Annotated in this window: 15 protein-coding genes; 9 read left to right on the top strand and 6 right to left on the bottom strand. The window is 66.1% G+C overall.

Going from position 1 to position 19,693, the window contains the following annotated elements; translation table 11 throughout:
• Positions 1–102: 102 nt before the first annotated feature.
• The 6 genes from ACT6Q8_RS23655 to ACT6Q8_RS23630 form a co-directional block, all read right to left on the bottom strand.
• Positions 103–1,266, bottom strand: a complete 1,164-nt coding sequence (locus tag ACT6Q8_RS23655; RefSeq protein WP_444734964.1) for an AGE family epimerase/isomerase — start codon at positions 1,264–1,266, stop codon at positions 103–105.
• An 18-nt stretch (positions 1,267–1,284) separates the two neighbouring features.
• Complete coding sequence (locus tag ACT6Q8_RS23650; protein WP_444734965.1) at positions 1,285–2,181, bottom strand: ROK family protein; 897 nt, start codon at positions 2,179–2,181, stop codon at positions 1,285–1,287.
• 93 nt (positions 2,182–2,274) lie between these two features.
• A complete protein-coding gene (locus ACT6Q8_RS23645; protein ID WP_444734966.1) occupies positions 2,275–5,808 on the bottom strand; it encodes a glycosyl hydrolase 2 galactose-binding domain-containing protein in 3,534 nt (1,177 codons plus the stop codon).
• Positions 5,809–6,020: 212 nt separating this feature from the next.
• Positions 6,021–6,515 (bottom strand): hypothetical protein, encoded by a 495-nt coding sequence (locus ACT6Q8_RS23640; protein ID WP_444734967.1) that lies wholly within the window; start codon positions 6,513–6,515, stop codon positions 6,021–6,023.
• Between the two features lie 106 nt (positions 6,516–6,621).
• Positions 6,622–7,419 carry an anti-sigma factor family protein gene (locus tag ACT6Q8_RS23635; RefSeq protein WP_444734968.1) on the bottom strand — a complete coding sequence of 266 codons (798 nt, stop codon included), beginning with the start codon at positions 7,417–7,419 and terminating at the stop codon, positions 6,622–6,624.
• A gap of 4 nt (positions 7,420–7,423) precedes the next feature.
• The gene (locus ACT6Q8_RS23630; RefSeq protein WP_444734969.1) at positions 7,424–7,945 is read right to left on the bottom strand and encodes a sigma-70 family RNA polymerase sigma factor; all 522 of its coding nucleotides are present in this window, start codon (positions 7,943–7,945) and stop codon (positions 7,424–7,426) included.
• Positions 7,946–8,138: 193 nt separating this feature from the next.
• Here ACT6Q8_RS23630 and ACT6Q8_RS23625 point away from each other — a divergent pair, with 193 nt between their 5' ends.
• The 9 genes from ACT6Q8_RS23625 to tssA all read left to right on the top strand — a co-directional run bounded on the left by ACT6Q8_RS23625 (position 8,139) and on the right by tssA (position 19,637).
• Positions 8,139–9,761 carry an FAD-dependent oxidoreductase gene (locus tag ACT6Q8_RS23625; RefSeq protein ID WP_444734970.1) on the top strand — a complete coding sequence of 541 codons (1,623 nt, stop codon included), beginning with the start codon at positions 8,139–8,141 and terminating at the stop codon, positions 9,759–9,761.
• Positions 9,762–9,831: 70 nt separating this feature from the next.
• Positions 9,832–10,596: a methyltransferase domain-containing protein gene (locus ACT6Q8_RS23620; protein WP_444734971.1), complete on the top strand. Its 765-nt coding sequence runs from the start codon at positions 9,832–9,834 to the stop codon at positions 10,594–10,596.
• A gap of 38 nt (positions 10,597–10,634) precedes the next feature.
• Entirely contained in the window at positions 10,635–10,991 is a 357-nt protein-coding gene (locus tag ACT6Q8_RS23615) for a hypothetical protein (protein ID WP_054166694.1), read from the top strand.
• 98 nt (positions 10,992–11,089) lie between these two features.
• Positions 11,090–11,599: a helix-turn-helix domain-containing protein gene (locus ACT6Q8_RS23610; RefSeq protein WP_054166693.1), complete on the top strand. Its 510-nt coding sequence runs from the start codon at positions 11,090–11,092 to the stop codon at positions 11,597–11,599.
• Between the two features lie 236 nt (positions 11,600–11,835).
• The gene (locus ACT6Q8_RS23605) at positions 11,836–12,216 is read left to right on the top strand and encodes a hypothetical protein (RefSeq protein WP_156344460.1); all 381 of its coding nucleotides are present in this window, start codon (positions 11,836–11,838) and stop codon (positions 12,214–12,216) included.
• Between the two features lie 2 nt (positions 12,217–12,218).
• Complete coding sequence (tssK, locus tag ACT6Q8_RS23600; RefSeq protein ID WP_444734972.1) at positions 12,219–13,556, top strand: type VI secretion system baseplate subunit TssK; 1,338 nt, start codon at positions 12,219–12,221, stop codon at positions 13,554–13,556.
• Complete coding sequence (locus tag ACT6Q8_RS23595) at positions 13,553–14,389, top strand: DotU family type IV/VI secretion system protein (protein ID WP_054166690.1); 837 nt, start codon at positions 13,553–13,555, stop codon at positions 14,387–14,389. Before tssK ends, ACT6Q8_RS23595 begins: the two co-directional genes overlap by 4 nt.
• The gene (locus ACT6Q8_RS23590) at positions 14,386–18,522 is read left to right on the top strand and encodes a type VI secretion protein IcmF/TssM N-terminal domain-containing protein (protein ID WP_444734973.1); all 4,137 of its coding nucleotides are present in this window, start codon (positions 14,386–14,388) and stop codon (positions 18,520–18,522) included. The genes ACT6Q8_RS23595 and ACT6Q8_RS23590 overlap by 4 nt, the downstream gene beginning before the upstream one ends.
• Positions 18,522–19,637: a type VI secretion system protein TssA gene (gene tssA, locus ACT6Q8_RS23585; RefSeq protein ID WP_054166688.1), complete on the top strand. Its 1,116-nt coding sequence runs from the start codon at positions 18,522–18,524 to the stop codon at positions 19,635–19,637. The genes ACT6Q8_RS23590 and tssA overlap by 1 nt, the downstream gene beginning before the upstream one ends.
• The last annotated feature ends 56 nt before the right edge of the window (positions 19,638–19,693 follow it).

Here is a 19,693-nt window from a genome sequence, read left to right as displayed (position 1 = left end):
GCAGGTTCAAATCCTGCCCCCGCATCCAAACCTAAGAGCCCCGATGGAGAAATCCACCGGGGCTTTCTGCTGTTCAAAGACTACTCTAGAGCGCATGGACGATCACTTGCCGGCAGCGCGCACAGCCCGGTCGAACTCCGCCACCGCGCAGACAATGTGGTAAAAGCTGCTGGCCGGGGCCGGTTCATCGGTGAAGAGGCCATCGGCGGACAGCTTGTCCCACCATAGGCCCGGTACCGGTGTGTCCAGATAGCGCAGCAGACCATCGGCGGCATGGCTGGCCACGGTCCAGAAATCGGCCTGTCCCGTAATCTCCGCCGCCAGCACGGCGGCCTTCAGCCGCTCCGTCTGCGGCCAGAGGCGGGCACTATGATCGTGGATGGAGAAATCATCCAGCAGGCTGTTGAAAGCCACAGTGCGGGCGGGATCGACACCGTGTCTTTCCCCGATCTCCAAAAGTCGCAGGCCAGCCTGCACCGCTTCGTCCCGCCGCCGCGCCCGTCCCCAGCGCAGCAGCAGCCAGGCCCATTCGAACTGATGCCCCGGCTCCACGATGCGGCCCGCCATGCCAGGGGCTGGGTGCCAGTCGGCGTCGAAGAATTCACGCAAGGCGCCCGTATCGGCACCGATGAAATGGCTGAGCGCCAGTTCGGCGATGCCGTCGGCCATGCGAGTCCAGCCTGTATCGCCGCCTGCCGCTTCCCAGGCCAGGGCCGCTTCGAACAGATGCATGTTGGGGTTTGATTGCAGAGGCAGCGTGCCCTGCGGCAGCTCGGTAAAGCCGCCTTGGTAGCGGCACTGGGCGATCAGCAGATCACGCAAGCCCACGGCCACCCCATGCAGACGCGCAATGTCACCCAGGACCGGTGCAGCCGATGCCAGCCCGAACAGGGTGAAGGCCTGATCATAGAGCGACGGGCCGTCATCCAGCGGTCTGCCATCCATGGTGACGGATGCCCGGAACAGGCCGTCGGGGCGGCGATACTGAGCCAGATAGGCATCCAAGCCCCGGCGCACCAGATCAGTGGCGGGACCGGTCCAGCCGAAAGAGGGTGCCATGGAAAAGGCATAGACCTGCCGAGGCTGTACCCGCGCGCGGCGGGAGCCGGGAACGGGATGACCCGTCCCCTGATCCAGCTTTTCATGGAAGCTGCCATCCGGTCCGTGTCCCTTCCGGGACCAGAGCGGATAGGCATGGTCGACCAGCCAGGCCACCAGCCGGTCGCGACGAAGGGTGGCCTGATCACAGGCGAAGGAACGGGTCATGGGATACCTGCTTTTCTGTCAGGAAAGCCAGAGCCGGGCGGCACCCCGCACACCGGAACTGTCGCCCCAGCGGGCCGGCAGAATCCGCGCGCTCCAGGTGTCGCAGAAGACATGGGCGGCGATGGCCCTGGGCAGGCCCTCATAGATCTCCGCCACATTCGACAGGCCGCCGCCCAGCACGAAAACGTCGGGATCGACGATATTGGCGATCACGGCCATGGAGCGGCCCAGCCGGTGGATATAGCGGTCCAGTGCCGCCTTGGCCCCGGCATCGCCGCTGCGTGCCGCCTTGATGATCCATTCGCCGGGCTGGTCATGGCCGGTGACGCTGGCATGGTCCCGGCGCAGGCCGGTGCCCGATACCCAGGTCTCCAGGCAGCCACGCTGCCCGCACCAGCAATCGGGACCCGGCAGCTCCGCCGCCGTCGGCCAGGGCAGGGGCATGTGCCCCCATTCGCCGCCAATGCCATTGGCCCCTTCCACCAGCCTGCCATTCACAACCAGCCCGCCGCCACAGCCGGTGCCGATGATGATGGCGAAGGCGACAGCGGCGCCGGCGGCGGCTCCGTCGACCGCCTCTGACAAAGCCAGACAATTGGCGTCATTGGCCAGCCGCACGGGCCGGGCCAGGGCGGCGGAGAGGTCGGCGGCGAAGTCGCGCCCGTTCAGATAGGTTGAGTTGGCGTTGCGCATCAGGCCGGTGGCGGGATTGACGCTGCCCGGAACGCCCAGCCCGATGCTGGCTGCCGGGCCGATGGCCGCCTCTGTCTGCGTGATCAGGTCACGCACCGTCTCGATGGCGGCAACATAGGCGCCGGGATTGGGGGCCCGCAGACGGGATAGGAATTCTCCTTCCTCCGACAGGGCGGCCACTTCGATTTTCGTGCCGCCGAAATCAACACCGATCCTGATCATCGAAACAACGTCTCCAGGTCCCCGCAGGGACAGCAGAATCCTTAAAAAAGCGGGGCCCGACCGGGATGGAAGGCCGGGCCCCGTCAAAGCGCGTCAGGGCGTGATTGTCACGCTGACGCTGGCCGGCTGGATATTCCAGCCGCGCAGGGACAGGGTGGGTGCGCCCGTTCCCGCGGCACTGGCCGGGTAGGTGACGGCGATGTGCCGCGTCTCACCCGGCATAAGGGTCACGTAATTGTCACTGACATAGGCGGGCAGGATGCGGGTCCCGTCCGCCTTCTGCGGTGTCAGCTTGGCCAGAAGGGCGGGGCTGGTCCCGCCATTGGAAAGGGTCACGTCCAGCGCCACCTCCCCATTCGCCCCGACCTTGCCCTTGGCGGACAGGGTGACGGGGGTGGTGGGCAACTCGTTCAGGCGCTGATGCGAGGGGGTGTCGGCGGCGACCCAGTAATCGTTGCGCGACAGGACCTTGCCGGCCTTATCGGTCAGTTCCAGGCTGACCAGCACCAGTTTTTCTGTGGCCAGCAGACCCTTCAGGTCCAGTGTGAAGGGATGGGTGACAGCGCCGGCCCCGGCATCCAGGGTCGCGGTGCGGTCGCCCAGCGCCTTGCCCGACATGGACCGCGTGCGCGCCGTCAGGGTCAGGCCCGTCAGGCCATCGCGGGTATTATTGACGACGGTGATGCGATGGTCGGGCAGGTCCAGCTGCGCATGGACGGGTTCAGAGGCCTTCTTCATGCCGTAGAAGGCGCCGTGCGTGTCGTAATCATGCGACAGGATCTGCCACATGGTGCTGGGCCAGGCGGGCTGGGTCATCCACAGCATGCGGCCTGAATGCTTCGTCCACAGGCCGGCATTCATGCCCTCGAAGATGGCGCGGTAGCCTTCATAATTCAGCATCTGCGCCTTGCGTTCGAAATCCGCCAGACTGCTGGCGGGGCCGAACTTGGCGCTGATGGCATCCATGAAGGTCTGGGTGGCGCCGTTTCCGGTCTGGTGCCAGTCATGATAGGCCCAGCTGTCGGAAATGGGCCACAGCTCCGTCTCCGGCATGGCGGCCTGCAGGGATTCCATGGTGGGGAAGGAGGGGGTGCCCACCTCCACCGAGAAGCCCTGGGCATGTTCGGTGAAATAGCTGTCAGGCTCGCGGTAATTATAAGGGCCGCTGCCGGCCAGGTTCACGCGGTTGGAGGAACCGGTGTAATGGCGGGTGCCATCTTCGGCCCGGATCATGGTATCCAGCGCTTCGTTCAGGATCGGCTGCGGCACGCCTTCATTGCGCCCAAACCACAGCACGATGGAGGGATGGTTACGATAGCGGCGGACCGTGTCGGTGGCATTGGCCATGAACAGCGGCACATCCTGCGGTTCCAGCTGATAATCCTGGGTCGAGGCCCAGAAATCGTTCAGCACCATCAGGCCGTACTCATCCGCCAGTTCGAAGAATTCCTCCTCCGTATTCTGGCCGACCCAGTTGCGGATGACGTTCACATGCGCGTCGCGGTGCAGGCGGAAATAGGGCTCCAGCCGGTCCTTGGCCACCCGCTTGCGCCAATCATCCGTTCCCCAATTGCCGCCGCGTGCCGCGATGCGGACGCCGTTCACCTTGATCACCATGTGCGGCGACAGTTCGGCGGCGTCCACCGGCTTTACCGCGGGGGAGTTTTCGGCACCGGGATAGAGCGAGGCGGCCCAGCCGTCGGGCACCTTGCGGATGCCCTCATGCGTGACGTCGATGATCTTCTCCCCGCGTGAATGGGCGTCGGTCAGGTCAACCTCCACCCGGCGCAGCGCCCCCTTCTGATCCATCAGGGAGAATTCGTAGGTGACCTCGCGGATGCCGAAGCGGAGTTCCTGGCTGTCCGACGGCTGACCATTGACCGACACCGCCAGCTTCATCTGGTGCAGGGCCGGCTCACCATAGCCGTTGGGCCACCAGAGTTTCGGGTTCTTCACCGACAATTGCGGGAATTCGGCGGGCGACAGGGCGATGGTGCCGCCCCCGGCGGGAATGGTCGCCTGCTTGGTGACGCTGATCCCGTCAAAGCTGGCAGTGACGCTGGCCGACAAAGGCTGACCCGACAGGTTTTCCACCGGGACATTGACGCTGATATCGGCGACGGAATTGTCGGGCTTGGGCAGGGACGTGATGACCTGTGTGTCGCCCAGGCGGGCGTCGCCCGTGGCCGACAGGGTGACGTTGCGCCACAGGCCGGTATTGCGATCCCGCACCGAGGGGATCCAGTCCCAGCCTTCGGACGCCACGAAGGTGGGGCCGTCCAGGGCCATGATGCCGCCATTTTCCCCCACGGCGGAGGTCAGGCTTTCCTCATGCGGGATGCCCGGTCGCGGCGGAGGGCTGACGCGGATGGCGAGCGCGTTGGGCTGCCCCGGCTTGGCAATGCCTGTCACGTCGAAGCGGCCGCGGATGAAGGCGCCCTTCATGCTGCCCAGCTTTTGCCCGTTCAGCCAGATTTCCGCCTGATAATTCACGCCATTCAGCGACAATTGCAGGCGCTTGCCGGCCTGATCGGCGGGCACGGTGAATTCGCTGCGGTACCAGTAATCCTGCTTGTTCAGGCTTTCCGGGATGGCCAGATTGTTCAGGCCGTAATCGGGATCGGGATAGATGCCGCGATCGACCAGGGTGGTCAGCACCGTGCCCGGCACCGTCGCCGCATACCAGGATTTGGCGTCATAGCCGGGGCGCGACAGGGCGGGGCCGCCATCGCGCAGCTTCGGCGCCTCCACCAGCTTCCAGGCACCCAGCACCCATTCGCCATTGCCCAGCGGGGCCAGGGCGGGGGTTTCGATGATGGGCTTCGCCACCGGCTGGCTGAAGCCTGTCTTAGCCTTGGGCCGGGTCCACGGGTCCTGCGGGGCCACCTGCCCATACATCTGCCGCACCTGCACGGGCCAGCTGGGCGCGCCGCTTTCGAAATTGGTCAGGTCAATATTGGGGGCACCGCCGCCCAGGGTCTTGATTTCGCTGGCCGACAGGGCGCGGGGCAGGGTGGAGAAGCCGGCCAGGCGGCCCGCGAACGGCGTGGTGCCGGCGGGCACGAAGGCGGCGGTGCGGCTGCGGCGCGGGGCCAACATGAACTGTGCCATGGCCGCCGGGGTGGCGGCATCGCCCGAAGCGACTTCCCGTGCATCGACATAAAGCCGGATCTTGGCCCCGTCAAAGCTGGCGGCCAGGAAGGCCCACTGACCAGCGGCCAGCGCCTTGCCGCCGCTGATGGTCTTGGCCCCTGCCACGACCGCCGGTTTGCCATCGGACAGGGACAAGAACCAGGCGGGGGCCTTGCCGTCGGCGGTGGCAAACCCGCCCAGCAGCGACAGGCCCTTGCCCGCCGCTTCGGCCTGTACCCAGCCATACAGCGTCCAGGGGGCGTTCGCGGGCACCGGTGTGCCGGGGCTTTGCTTTTCTTCCAGCTTAGGCTTGGCCAGACCGTCGCCGCCGGCAGGGAATTGTGCATCGAAGGGGCCGTAGCCGCCGGGTCCAAGGCCACCGGAACCACCCAGCCCCTGATGCGCCTGTCCCCATCCGGCCTGGGTGGCAAAGCCGAGCGCCAGCGCTGTCAACAGGGCGGTGCGGACATGATTGCGGACAACTGCCTGCTTCATTGATTTTTCCTTCCCATGGATCGGCCCCTTTGGCGGGGCTGCTTTTGTCCGGCCCCCGGTGCGCGATGGTGCATGGGGCGGCGGGAAGAATAAATAAAACAAATTTCATAATTAGGAAAGCGGGAAGGTGGGCCTCGCCTTTGACGAACGCAAAAAAGGCCCCGCTTCGGGGGCGGGGCCTTTTTCCGGGCTGGTTTCAGGTCGTGTGGAGGCTATTGCAGCGCCACGACGCTGCCCGGCGCACGTGCCGCCTCTGTCAGGATGAAATCGGCCAGAATCTGGCACAGCGGGTCGTCATCGCCGGCAGCACCGCTGCTGACACCCAGGCACCCAAGATAGAGCGGATGTGGGGTGGCCGGCACCAGCAGGGCACGCGATCCCTTATAGGCGCACAGGCCCGGCATGCCGGCCAGTTGCGGGTTGAAACCATCGCCCCAGATGTCAGAGCCATAGCCGATCTGGACAGCGGTCATGGCCTTGGCCAAGGCCGTGCGATCAGCTGTCAGGACAGTACAGGGATCGGCATAGGAGAGCACCACGCGTCCCATCGGATTGACCAGACAGAAGGCATAGCGCCCCCGCGCCCTTTCGGCCGCGAAGGCGAAGAAACGCGGCAGGAAGGTGGGGTTGAAATCGGCCAGGGTCACCGGCACGCCGGGCGTATCCTTGGCAACACGGACCAGGGTCTGAAACGGGGCGGGGATCATTGCGGTTCCATCAGCAACAGGCACGGGTAGGGAGGGGGATTGGGAACCCTCTCTTGAGATTGCGCCTATTTATCATACTTTTGGAAGGGGCCAATCCCCGCGATCATTACGGGCTGGGCCGGGCGATCAGGTTGGCGAGGCGTTCCAGGGCCTTGGTGTCGGCGGTGCCCAGCAGGGCGTAAAGATAGGGGCCGGAACGCCAATAGATGACATCGCCTTCCTCCGTATGGCCCAGAGTGGGGGCCATGGCCGGTTCGGCGGGGTCCACCCCATCCTGCGTCACGAACAGCATGACCGTGCCCTTGGTTTCGTGCCGCCAGAAGACCTGCACCGCGTCGCCCCGGTCCCAGGCCGCCAGCTGCGCGCCCAGCAGTCGCCAGCGCTGGCTGGGCGGATCGGGGATGGGCAGGGGATGGGCGGCGTCGACGGCGGCCAGACGGGCCGGTACCTCGGGTGTGGGATAGGCCAGGCTCTGGTCGGTGCGCACTTCCTTCATGGCGGTGCGGAAGGCTTCCGCGGCCTCATCTGCAAACAGGGGCACGATATGGGCCGCCTCTGCCGATGGCTGGGCCCCGATGGGCAGCCAGCTGATGCCGTAACCGGCGGCCAGACACAGGACGATGACCAGGGCGCGCTGCATGACATGTTCCGCCCCGCGCCAGATTAGGCGGCGGCGCAGACGCCCGGCCAGATGCCGTGTCTCCCCATCCGGCGGGGTGCTGAAGCCGCTGTCGCCCAGCCCCTCGCGCAGCAGGTCGGCATCGCCCAGTTCCGCCATCACCCGCGCCGCTTCGTCTGGGTATTGCGCCAGCCAGCGCTCCACCTCTGCCCGGCGGCGCGTGTCCAGACCGCCATCGATATAGGCGTTCAGGTCATCCTCGGTGATCGGGTCGAACGGATGCATCGGCCTACTCCACCAGCTTGAAGGATGCACGGCGTTCGGCGGGCGTGGCGGGGCCGTCGCCCGCCTGCTGCCGCAGGGCCTGCCGGGCCCGTGCCAGCCGGGACATGACGGTGCCCAGCGGGATGTTCAGCATATCCGCGATCTCGCGATAACTCATCTCTTCCACGACGGCCAGCAGCAGGATTTCGCGCATGCCGTCGGGCAGGGCCAGAAGCCGTTCCACCACCTGCCGTGCCTCCACCCGCAGGTCGGGCAGGGCGGCTGCCATAGGTTCCGGCACCATCTCCGCCCCCTGTTCCAGGCCGGTGCGCGCCACCTGTTCGCGCCGCCAGCCGGAAATGAAGGTATTGTGGGTGATGGACAGAAGCCAGGCGCGCAGGTCCGATCCGGGCCGCCAGGTGCGGCTGCCGGCCAGGGCGCGGGTCAGGCTTTCCTGGACAAGATCCTCCACCTGCCCCGGATCACGGGTCAGCACCAGCGCATAGCGGCGCAGGGCCGGTTTATGGCGGGTGATATCGGGAAGCACGGCCAGGGACCCATCGGTTGGTTTGCGGTGTTTCAAGCATATACGCCGCTTGGCCCCACCTATTCCCGCGCCTTGCGAAATTTTCCTGGGACAGGGTGTCATGCTGCGCTGCCGCAAAAATTTCGGCGACGCAGGGAATAAGGCCGGTGCTGGCGCGTAAACAACAGGATAGAGCCAACCCGGACGTGCCATCATGTTGATCGATCTGCTGTCCCTGCCGCCCGACCAGGAATTCGCCGCCGATGTCGCCATCGTCGGTGCGGGTGCCGCCGGCATTGCGCTGGCCCTGCAATTGTCCCGCGCGGGCACCGATGTGTGCCTGATCGAAAGCGGCGGGCCGACGCTGGAGGCGGAACTGCAAAGCCTGAACAGCGGGGAGAATGTGGGCCTGCCCTATTACCCGCTGGATGTGACGCGCAACCGTGTGCTGGGCGGGACCACGGCCACCTGGTCGGGGCGCTGCGTGCCACTCGACCCCATCGATTTCGAACGCCGCGCCTGGGTCCCGCATAGCGGCTGGCCCGTGACCGAAGCCGATCTGGCCGGCGATTACCAGCTTGCCGCCGAACTGTGCGGCGTGGGGGAGGCGAAGTTCAATGATCTGTGGCTGGAGGCGGGGCTGGATGATCCCGGCTTTGATCCCGCCCTGGTGCAGACCCGGTTCTGGCGCATGAAGGCGCAACGGTTCGGGGAAGCATTCCGCGCCGAACTGGAGGCCAGTCCGCGCGTGCGTACCCTGCTGCGCGGCACCGTGGTGAATATCGATGTGGCCGGCGATGCCCGCCGTGTCACGGGCCTGCGTCTGGCCACCCCCTCGGGCGTGCGGCACCGGGTGCGGGCCCGCCATTATGTGCTGGCCGCCGGCGGGATCGAGAATGCGCGCCTGCTTCTGGCCTCCACCGATGTGGAGAAGGCGGGCATCGGCAATGGCCGCGATCTGGTCGGTCGCTTCTTCATGGAACATCCCAAATGCCGGACGGCGCGGGTGCAGACCGACAATCCCGTCCGGCTTCTGGAACAGCTGCGCACCACCTATCCGCGCCACATGCCCCCGCTCTGCCCCTCCCTGGTCCTGTCGGCGGAAAAGCAGGCGGAACTGGGCGTGTTGAACAGCTCCATCGCGCTTTATTACCGGTCCTTGGCCGGCGTGACGGATGCGGCCACCGAACTGAACGCCGCCTGGAAGAAGGGGCAATGGTGGCCGGAAGGGGCGGGGCGCAACCTGATGCGGCTGCTGCCGGTGCTGCCCACGGTGCCGGGCAACCTGTTCCGCCGCTATGTCCGCCGCCGCGCCCTGATCGCGCAGCCCAAGGCGCTATATCTGCTGGTGCGCGGCGAGCAGGCGCCCAATCCCGACAGCCGCGTGCGCCTGTCGCAGGCCCGCGACATGCTGGGCCAGCGCCGGGCCGACCTGGACTGGCAATTGTCGCCGCTGGACAAGCGCTCGGCCCATGCCGTCACCGAACTGGTGGGGGCGGAACTGGCCCGTACCGGCCTGGGCCGCATCACCCTGGATAATTGGCTGCTGGACGGGACCGATGCCTGGCCCACGGGTGCGGATGATGGCGACCATCATGATGTGCTGCAGGGCGGCCACCACCATATTGGCACCACCCGCATGTCTGCCGATCCATCCACCGGCGTGGTCGATGCCAATGCCAAGGTCTGGGGCAAGGAGAACCTGTTCGTGGCCGGCAGCTCAATCTTCCCCACCTCCGGCTGGGCCAACCCGACGCTGACCATTGTGGCCCTGTCCCTGCGCCTGGGCGCGCATCTGGCGCGGCAACTGCCTGTGGCGGAAGCAGCGGCAGCCTGACATTCGGAGTGCTTGCCGAACCTCCCGCCTCGCGCCACCATGGCGGCCTGATGCGAAGCGGGAGGATGCCTTGGCTTGGAACCCCGATCTCTATGAACGTTATCGCGCCCTGCGCGAACGGCCGGGGCGGGATCTTCTATCGGCCCTTCCCGATATCATGCCCGGTATTATCACCGACCTGGGCTGTGGCACCGGCTATCTGACCCGGCAACTGGCAGAGCGGTTTCAGGCGGCCACCGTCACCGGCCTGGACAGCGATGCCGCCATGCTGGCCAAGGCGGCGGGGGCGGCCTCACGCGTGTTCTGGCGGCAGGGCGATATCGGGGAATGGCAGCCCGACACAGCGCCCGACCTGATCTTTTCCAACGCCGCCCTGCATTGGCTGCCCGATCATGCGGGGCTGTTCGCGCGGCTGGCGGGGTTCCTGGCGCCGGGCGGGGTGCTGGCGGTGCAGATGCCGGATAATTTCGCGGCCCCGTCGCACCGGCTGCTGGCCGATCTGGCGGCGCGGGAACCGTGGCGCGACGCCCTTTCGGGTGCCCTGGACCATGGCACCGTGCTGCGGCCCGACGAATACTGGCGCATCCTGCGCCCGCATTGCCGCAGCATCGATATCTGGCACAGCGATTACCTGCAGGTGCTGGAAGGCGATGATCCGGTGCTGGAATGGGTGTCGGCCACGGCCCTGCTGCCGGTGACCAGCCGTTTGCCGCCCGATCAGGCGGCGTCCTTCCGTGCGGCCTATGGTGCCGCCCTGCGCGATGCCTATCCGGTAGAGGCCGATGGCAGTACCCTCTTCCCCTTCCGGCGTATTTTCATTCTGGCCCGGATTTAGGATAGTGGCCCCAGGGGTGCAGAGGGGGAGAGGCGGCGATGCCGTTGAATGTGCTGGAAGTGACAATCTTCGCGATGGTGCTGGCGGGCGGCAATGAGCCGCTGGTCTGTACGCGCCAGCAGGGGACCGAGGAAATGGTGCTCTGTTCCAATAAGCAGGTGGTGACCCTGGATGTGGACCGCATCACCTTCAAGGACGGAACCTCCGTGGTGAAGTTCCCGGATGGGACTCTGGCCTTCTCCAACGGCATCCGGTCCCATTGGGGCAGTGCCGGATGGGTACAGTTTTCCAACCGGATTGCCGTGCGCCGCAACCCGGATAACAGCTTCAAGACCAGCACCGGCCTGATCTGCCGGGCGTTGAGCGAGGATAAGGCCAACTGCCAGAAGGCATGAGCGCCTTTCTGCGATCTTTGGCTGCGGTCACCGGTCTGTTTCTGATACGATGCCAAAGGCGCGCCACGGGTGCGCCGACACGGAATGGACCCTGATCCATGGGCGAACGCACCAACGGCAATATCACCATCGTCGCCGGCCTGCCCGAGGCCAATGGCGTCAAGGTGGATGGCCATGCGACCGTCAGCCGTCGGCGGGAGATTGCCGAACGGCTGCGTAAGCAGGGATGGTCCTATCGCCGCATCGCCGATGCGCTTTCAGTCTCATATGCTACGATTCAGGTCTGGTTGGACGACCCTCCGATTCGCGCACCGGTAGAGCCGCTGCGGGTTGCGATCAACCCTCCCAGGCTTTCGGTCGTCGCAAGCACGGAACCTAGGATTTCCGCCACAACCTCTCCGATTCCCGCCCCAAATCATGCGGAGCTGATGGAAAAGATTGGCCAGTTGGCCGAAGAGCAGCGCCGTCAGGCCGAAGCGATGCAGGCGATGGAAAAACGTCTGCTGCGGACTCTGCGTGAGGAAATCAAGGTCTTGGGTCAGAAACTGATGGAAACCATCAAAACCTTGAAGCCCAAGTCGAAAACCACGCCCAAGGAACCCGCCTGAGACGGCCTTAGGTTGAACGCCGGAACCCCTTGTTTCGCCAATATTCTGGAGATTCAGAATTTCATTGGGGTACTATGAAGTACCGCTTCCGGAGATGTCGGAAGCCATAGACCCGAATGGGCGACAAGGGGATTGCTGTGGTTTTGACCGCTGCCCGGTGCCGGTCTTTTTCACATGCTGCGACGGCGGCGATAATCCTGATTCTCGGTCTCTCGTTAGGCGGGTGCGGCGGCGGATTGCCGAGCATCGATACAGAACAATTGAAGATTTCAGCCGCCATGGATGCCAATGCCGACGCCCCCGTGGCCGTCGATCTGGTCTTCGCCATGGATGAAGATGCGCTGGCCGCTGTTTCCAATCTGGCATCGGCGCAATGGTTCAAGGACAAGTCGCAGATCATGCTGGCCCTGCCCACGGGGCTGCGCGTGCAGTCCTTCGAACTCTCCCCGCAGCGCAGCGTGCAGTACGAGATCGGGCGCAATGAAGAGGAGGCCGTCGGCGCCTTCGTCTTTGCCGCATATCCCACGCCCGGCACCCACCGGGCCCGCATCGACCGGCTGAAAAGCCCGGTGATCCGTCTGGGCCGCAGTGCCTTTTCCGTGGAAGCAGGACAATGATCATGGCCAAGGACGAAAAGCGCTTGGGCCAGCCTGTCCCAGACCCGGTGCAGTGGAGCGAGGGCATGCTGCTGTCGCCGCAGCACATGCAGCAGGCCTGGCTGCAGGGCGATGCTCAACTGACCTATCACCTGCGCCGCCTGTCACCGTTCCATTATGGCGTCACGCGGCTGGAGATCGACCGCGCACAGCTGGCGGCGGGCCGGTTCCGCATCATCGCGCTGGAAGCCGTGATGCCGGACGGGCTTCTGATATGGATCGACGGGCTGTCGCGGGAGCTGGATTTCAATCTGGCTGCCGTGAAGGACAAGCTGCGCATGCCGCAGCGGCTGCATCTGGTGGTGCCGGAATATCATCCCGGGGCCGCCAAGGCCGGGGACAATCTGGCCCGCTGGCGCTCCTACAGCAGCGATGCGGTTGATGAGAATACCGGCCAGGATGCCGTGCCGGTGGCACGCCTGCAGCCGATGCCGCGCCTGCTGCTGGCCGATGATGTGCCGCCGCGTCACACGCATCTGCCCATCGCCGAGGTGGAGTTCCGAAATCAGGGCTTCCAGCTGACCCCCTATCAGCCGCCGACCCCGGCCCTGGAACCCGATGACCCGCTGTCGCGCGAATGCCGCGAGCTGGTGGCCAAGCTGCGGGAGAAGGCGACTTATGTCGCCGAAAGTCAGGGACATGAGGTGAACCGGGCCGAAGCGCGGTTCACCGTCATGTGTCTGGTGGCGGGGCTGCCGGCGCTGGAGACGCTGCTGCGCCTGCCGCACGTGCATCCGTTCGATCTGTACATGGCGTTGCAAACGGTGGCGGGCCATACAGCCGTGCTGCGCCCCGCCATGACGCCGCCCCTGACCGAACCCTATGACCATGACAATCCAAGTGGCTGCATCGGGGCGCTGCTGGCCCAGATCGACGGGGTCGTGGAACTGGTGTCCCAGGCCTTCTCCGCCATCAGCTTCCAACCCATCCCGGAGGGTTTCAAGCTGCGGATCGAGGAACAATGGCTGACGGGACACGGGCTGGTCGTGGGTCTGCGCATGAAGGGTGGGCAGGGGCCTGCGGATGTGCTGGCTTGGTTCGATGCCGCCCTGATCGTGCCCGACGGGCAGGTGGAGGAGCTGCTGTCCTACCGCCTGCGTGGCGCCATGCGCGCCGCCCTGATGCCGGAAGAGGCGGCGGGATTTGCCACCAGCCGCGACATGGTTTTGTTCCGCATCGCCGAGGATGAGTATGTGAAGGCCGGCGAGACGCTGTTGATCGTCAATCCGCTGGACCGCTCGGCCACATCACGGCCGGGCGAAATCCTCCTGTTCATCCCCGCCGCCGCAGACGAAGCATGAGCATCGCCCTGACAACACAGCCGCAGACAGAAGGGGCGTCCAACGGCGCCCTGTCGCTGCTGTCGATGTTCCAGGAATTCCATGCCGAACTGTCAGGCATCCGCAACGCCCTGTCGCTGGGCGACCGCATGGCGGAACAGGGGCAGCCGCTGCCCGACCCGGCCCAGGTGGCGATTCGTATCAACCGCCGCCTGCATCGGCTGCTGGATACCCAGGCCGCCACCGCCATGCGCCTTGGCGGAAGGTTCGGGGTGGAGCTGTACCGGGAGGCGCAATATGTGATGGCCGCCCTGGCCGATGAAATGCTGCTGCATGGCGATGCCTGGGCAGGGCGGGAACATTGGCTGGACAATCTGCTGGAACTGTCGCTGTTCGGCACGCGGGTGGCGGGAGAGCGGGTGTTTCAGCGGCTCGACGCCCTGCTGGCCGGCCCGCCGCAGCAGGAATATGAGCTGCTGTCGGTCTATCTGGCGGCCCTGTCGCTGGGTTTCCGGGGCCGGTATCACCGGCATCAGGATGAACCCATCCGCCGCCGCTACCGTCAGGGGTTGGCCGACCGTCTGGCGGAAGCGACGGGATATGCCGGACCGGCGCCCTTCCTCTGCCCCGCTGCCTATGCCGCCACCGTGACCGAGGGGCGGGAGGTGCGGCTGCCGCATCTGCGGCCCTGGTTCTATGGATTGCTGATTGTACTGGCCCTGCATACGGCGGTGGCGCATGGCGTCTGGTATGTCCGCACCTACCGGCTGGGGCCGCTGGCCACGCCCGTGACGGCGGAAAAGCCGGCGGCGGTGCCAATCGTTCCCGCCGGCAAGCCGGAGGCCGCACGATGAATATCGGGGCCTTCCTGGCGGAATATGGTCTGTGGGTGGCGCTGGGCCTGGGTCTGCTGGCCCTGGCTGTGCTGATCCTGGTGATCATGACCTTGAAACGCGGCAAGGCTGCGGCCAAGCCTGAACAGCCCGCGGGGGCGGGGCCCGCCGCCGCTGCGCCCCCTGCCTCCACCGCCAGCCGCCAAACCGGCACCGGCATGGCCTTCACCACCACCCTGCGCCGTCTGTCCGACTGGGCCGGGGTGAAGTCGCCCTATGCGCTGCCCTGGTTCCTGCTGATCGGGGAAGCGGGCAGCGGTAAAAGCTCGCTTCTGCACTCGGCCCGCGTTCCGCGCCTGCTGCCGCTTGAAGAAACGCCGATCGGCAAGGACGCCACCCTGCATGCGTTCGAAGGCGGCATTGTCATCGATGCGCGCGGCGCCCTGATCATGACGGCGGAAGGCCGGCCCGGCGACCGTGATCGCTGGCGCGGGTTGACGCGGCGGTTGCAGGCGCACCGGCCACAGCGTGGGCTGGACGGGTTGATCCTGACCATCCCCGTCACCGACCTGACCGGCGCCGGTGCGCTGGGTCCGGACAGCCTGCTGGCCAAGGGCGACATCCTGCAGGAACGGTTGCTGGATCTGATGCGGCAGACGGGCTTGCGTCTGCCTGTCCATATCGTCGTCACCCAGTGCGACCGCCTGCCGGGCTTTACCGATTTCTGGCAGATGCCGCCCGCCGGTGGCCCCGATACCATGCTGGGCTGGTCCCAGCCCCATGTCAGTGACCTGCCGTTTGAACCGGCGGACATTGACAAGGCCATGGTGGACCTGACCCAGACGCTGTGGACCCACTATGTCAAGGCGGCGGCCGGGTTGGACAAGCCGGCCGATCCCGACGGGATGTTCAGTTTCCCGGCTTCCTTCGCGGCCATCGCCTCGCCATTGAAGACGATATTGGGGCGCGTTCTGCGCGTGCCCCCCTATCAGGAAGGGCATTTCCTGCGCGGCATCTGGTTCACGGGCGCACAGCCGGAACTGGAGCCCGCGCATCTTCTGGTCGGTGCAGCACCGCCGGTGCCTGCCGCCGCCGCCGGTGCCCCGCCACCCCTGTCGGCGGCGCTGTCCGGCCTGCGGCCCGGCGCCGCTGCGGCCCCCGCGGCAGAAGAGGTGCCGCTGGACGTGACCCCGGCCAAGGTGATGTTCGTCACCGACCTTCTGGCGGAAAAGCTGTTCCGGGAGACCCGGCTGACCCGTCCCGCCCGCGCCGGTCTTGTTGCCCGCACCCGGGGTGCCCGCATGGCGCAACTGGGACTGATCGGCGTGACGGCGGCGTTGGTCGTGGGGCTGGTGCTGGTCGATGCCTCGCTGCGCCGGCTGGTCTCCACCCTGGAGCCGCCGCTGGAACTGATCCGCCGCGACATGGCGGCGGGGCAGGGGGAGACGTTCGATGTCGAGGCCGCCCGCCAGCTTCTGACGGATTTCGAGGGGATCAGCCGGGGTTTTCTGCTCTACGGCCTTATCCCGTCCTCCTGGTCCGGGGATACGGAGGATGAGGTGGTGGCGGCCTTCGGGCGCGGTATCCACCATATCGTCCTGTCCTCGCTGCACAAGGAACTGGATGCCCGCTACCTGGACCTTGCGCGCCATCCGGGCGTGGAGAAGGCGGGGGCCGACGGCTATTACCTTCTCTCCGGCAGCGCCGATCTGAAGGTCATGGTCGATTTCGTGACCGATGTGAGCAAGCTTGACCGGCTGTCGGCACAGTATCACGGCGTGACCAAGGGTCCCGTGGAAGGGCTGGCGGATCTGTCAAACAGCCTGTTCAAGACCAAGCTGGACGGCAATTTCGCGCATAATTCGCGGCTTTATCAGTTGGGCCTGGAATCGATCAAGCTGGACCATATCAGCGAGGATCATCCCCGCCGCATCCGCCCTGTGGTGGAGAAGATGTCGCGCGCCGTGCTGATGCGGCTGGGCCCGTCGGGGGAGATTGCGCAGCGTGCGGGCCGCCTGCGCGATGCGGTCATCGATGTGCGACAGCCCCGGTCGGGCACCGATGTCGGCGCGCGAATGCAGGACATGGCCAATGCCTTGGTCGATGTCCGGCAGATGCTGGACGATCCCGGCTTCTTCTGGCTGGGCCTGCGCGACATCACCACCGACCCGATGCTGTCCGACCTGCTGCGCACCATGGACACGCCCACCGTGGGCCGGGAGATGCACGAACAATTCGCGACGGACCTGCGCAATGCGCAGCAAAGCCTGCGCACCTATCTGACCGGGTTGAAGGATAATCAGGGCCAGCCCTTGTTCGTGCAGGTGACGGACGGGCCGGGTCTGCGTCTGAACGACCATCTGGACGGGCTGTCGAAACATTTCCAGCCCGCGCTGGCCCGCCCGTTCATGCGGGTGCGCCCGGCGGAGAAACTGGCCTCCGCCCCGCCCGCCTTTTCTGGCCGGGGGATGAGCTGGGATAGCGAGCATCTGGCCCAGGCCGTCGCGTATCAGCAATCCTACGAGGATTTCCGCATCACCGACCTGCCGCGCATCCCGTCGGAATTCCAGGGGGCGGCGGACCGCATGGCCCGCCAGCGGCTGGAGAATGCGCTGCGCGCCGAACTGGTCGCGGCACAGCGTCTGGCGGTGGAGGATAGTGACGTCGATGATTATGGCGAAGCGGCCCTGACCAGCCAGATCCGCGACCTGTCCAATGCGCGAGAGCAGCTGATGGCGCTGCTGACCATCCTGTCGCAATACAAGATGGACCGCCTGCAGGCCGAACTGCGTCAGGTGTTGCGCGAACAGTCCGGCAACCTGTTGCAGGAACTGGAGGAACTGGCCAGCACCCAGTCCTTTTATGAGGCCGCTGAGAGCTTCGAAGGCTGGGATGGGCAGGGATCACCGCGGCCCGCCGGCTTCTATACCAGCGATGCCGTGGCCACGGCCCATTATCTGGACGGGATGCGCGGCCGCCTGGACATGCTGTGGGACAATCTGGCCGGGCCGCTGGAAGCCTTCATGACCCGTGGCGAACTGGGTAGCGGCTGGCAGGACCCGGTCGTGCTGGGTTCCTGGCAGTCGCTGGGCCGGGAATTGCTGCAATACCGCGCCAAGGCGCCGGGCAGCACGCTGGCGGCACTGGAACAGTTCATCCGCTTCGACCTGGACGAGGTCCGGCTGGATAATTGCGAGACGAAGCTGGCGGGATCGGAGAAGGCGCAGTCGGGCGATTTCTTCATCTACCGCCGCGAACTGATCCGCCAGCAGCTTCTGGAACGCTGCCAGAACCTGACGGGGGCAGCCGTGCAGGCCGATTACGGGCGGCTGGCGGAAACGTTCAATGCCAAGCTGGCGGGCCGCTATCCCTTCACGGCGCGCGACAGCGATCCGGATGTGTCGGAGGAGGCTGATCCCGACGATCTGGCCCTTTTCCTGCGCGATTACGGCCCCATGGCCGAACGCCTGAATTCCATCCTGTCGGCGCGCGCCAAGACCGCCACCGATCTGCGTCCCGCCGCGCGCTTCGTGGAATCCATCGTGAAAATGCGGACCTTCCTGGCCCCCTTCGCGGCCCCCGATGCCGGCAAGCCGACAGAGACGGGTGCCTATGAGGTGACCGCCGATTTCCGTGTGAACCGGCAGCGCGAGCAAGGCGCCAACCAGATCATCGAATGGGTTCTGCAGGTGGGCGGCGGCCTGCTGCATAACGGGCCGGAACAGCAGGTTGCGACCTGGCGTCCAGGCGATCCGGTGGCCCTGCGCCTGCGCTGGGCCAAGGATGGGGCGGAGGTGCCGCTGGCGCTGGATGATGGGCCGGGGGTGGAGGATCGGTCGGCGATCTTCGGCTATACGGGCCGCTGGGCGCTGCTGCGGTTGTTGCAGGCTCAGAAAGCCGGCGACCAGGATGTGGGCCGGGGCGGCGATCCGCAGCCCCACCTGCTGCGCTTCACCATTCCCACCATTCCAGCGGGCAGCGATCCGCTGGGCAAGGCCGAGAAGGAAAGCCGTATCTATGTCCGTGTCGCCCTGGCGTCGGTGCCGCCCCCCGCAGAGGGTGGGGGCACGCCGGCCAAGCGCCGCCATATCCTGCCCTCCTTCCCCGTAGAGGCGCCGCCCTATGAAAATGCCAGCGTAGGGGGAGGCCGTTGATGAGCGCTGCCCAGAGCAAGCCCCCCATCGATATCGAGGCGCTGCTGGCCGATATTCCCGGCGGTGATCCCGCCGGGGAGGATATCCGCTATGGCGCCGAACATGACCTGATCAAAGAGGCCCGGCGCGAGGATGCCGACCTGCCGCAGGGCGTGTGGAAATCCGACCGCAAGCGGGCCGACTGGGGGGAAGTGATCCGGCTGGCCAAGGGTGTGCTGACCTCGCGCAGCAAGGATGCACAGGTCGCCGCCTGGGCGTGCGAGGCGCTGCTGGGCCGTTATGGCATGCCGGGCATGGAGGCGGGGTTGAACCTGCTGGCCCGGCTGGTGGAAGGGCGCGGCCCCAGCCTGCATCCGCGTGCCGACGAGGATGGCGACCGGTCACGCCTGGCCCTGGTGTTCGAATGGCTGAACAACCGGCTGGTGGTGATGGTTCTGACGCTGGCCGTCACCAACCCGCCCGCCGACCGCGAGGCGGGCCTGACCTTCGGTGATTTCCTGAACAGCCAGCGCCTGCAGGCCATGGGTGGCGGGAATGAGGGCAATGGCCGCAGGTCCGGTGCCGCCCCCGTCACCTTGCAGCTTTTCAACGCCACGGTCCGGGGCACGGGCACACCCTTCTACCGCGATCTCTACATCTCGCTACGTTCGGCGGCGGCGGCGTTGGAGGGGTTGCGGGCCGCCCTGGACACGGAACTGAACGGCGATGCCCCGTCCATGAGCGAACTGGTGCAACGCCTGGGCGACATGACGCAATGGGCCCAGACCATCCTGCGCGAACGCGGGGAGGATCCAGCAATGATTGATGAGGAACAGGTGCCGCCCGAGGCGGAGGAGACCGTGCTGGAGCTGGAGGAGGAGGCGCCCGTTGGTGGCGGCCATCCCTTCTCCGCCGCCGGTCCCATCGCATCGCGCCGCGACGCCTATCGCCAACTGGCCGAAATCGCTGATTTTCTGGCCAGGACAGAACCCCACAGCCCCACGCCCTACATCCTGCACCGCATCGTGCAGTGGCGCGATCTGCCACTGCCCGTGCTGCTGGGGGAGTTGAGCCGGGGCCGTAAGGACGTCGCCGCCATCTTTGAACTGGTGGGGGCGCCGGGTGACACCGGATAGGGCCAGGGATTCCCATTGGTCGAGTGATTTTCTCGATCAAAATCGTTTTAATTGAG

This window comes from Niveispirillum sp., assembly GCF_052437035.1.
Classification (GTDB): domain Bacteria; phylum Pseudomonadota; class Alphaproteobacteria; order Azospirillales; family Azospirillaceae; genus Niveispirillum.
This window is presented reverse-complemented; position numbering and strand designations above follow the sequence as displayed.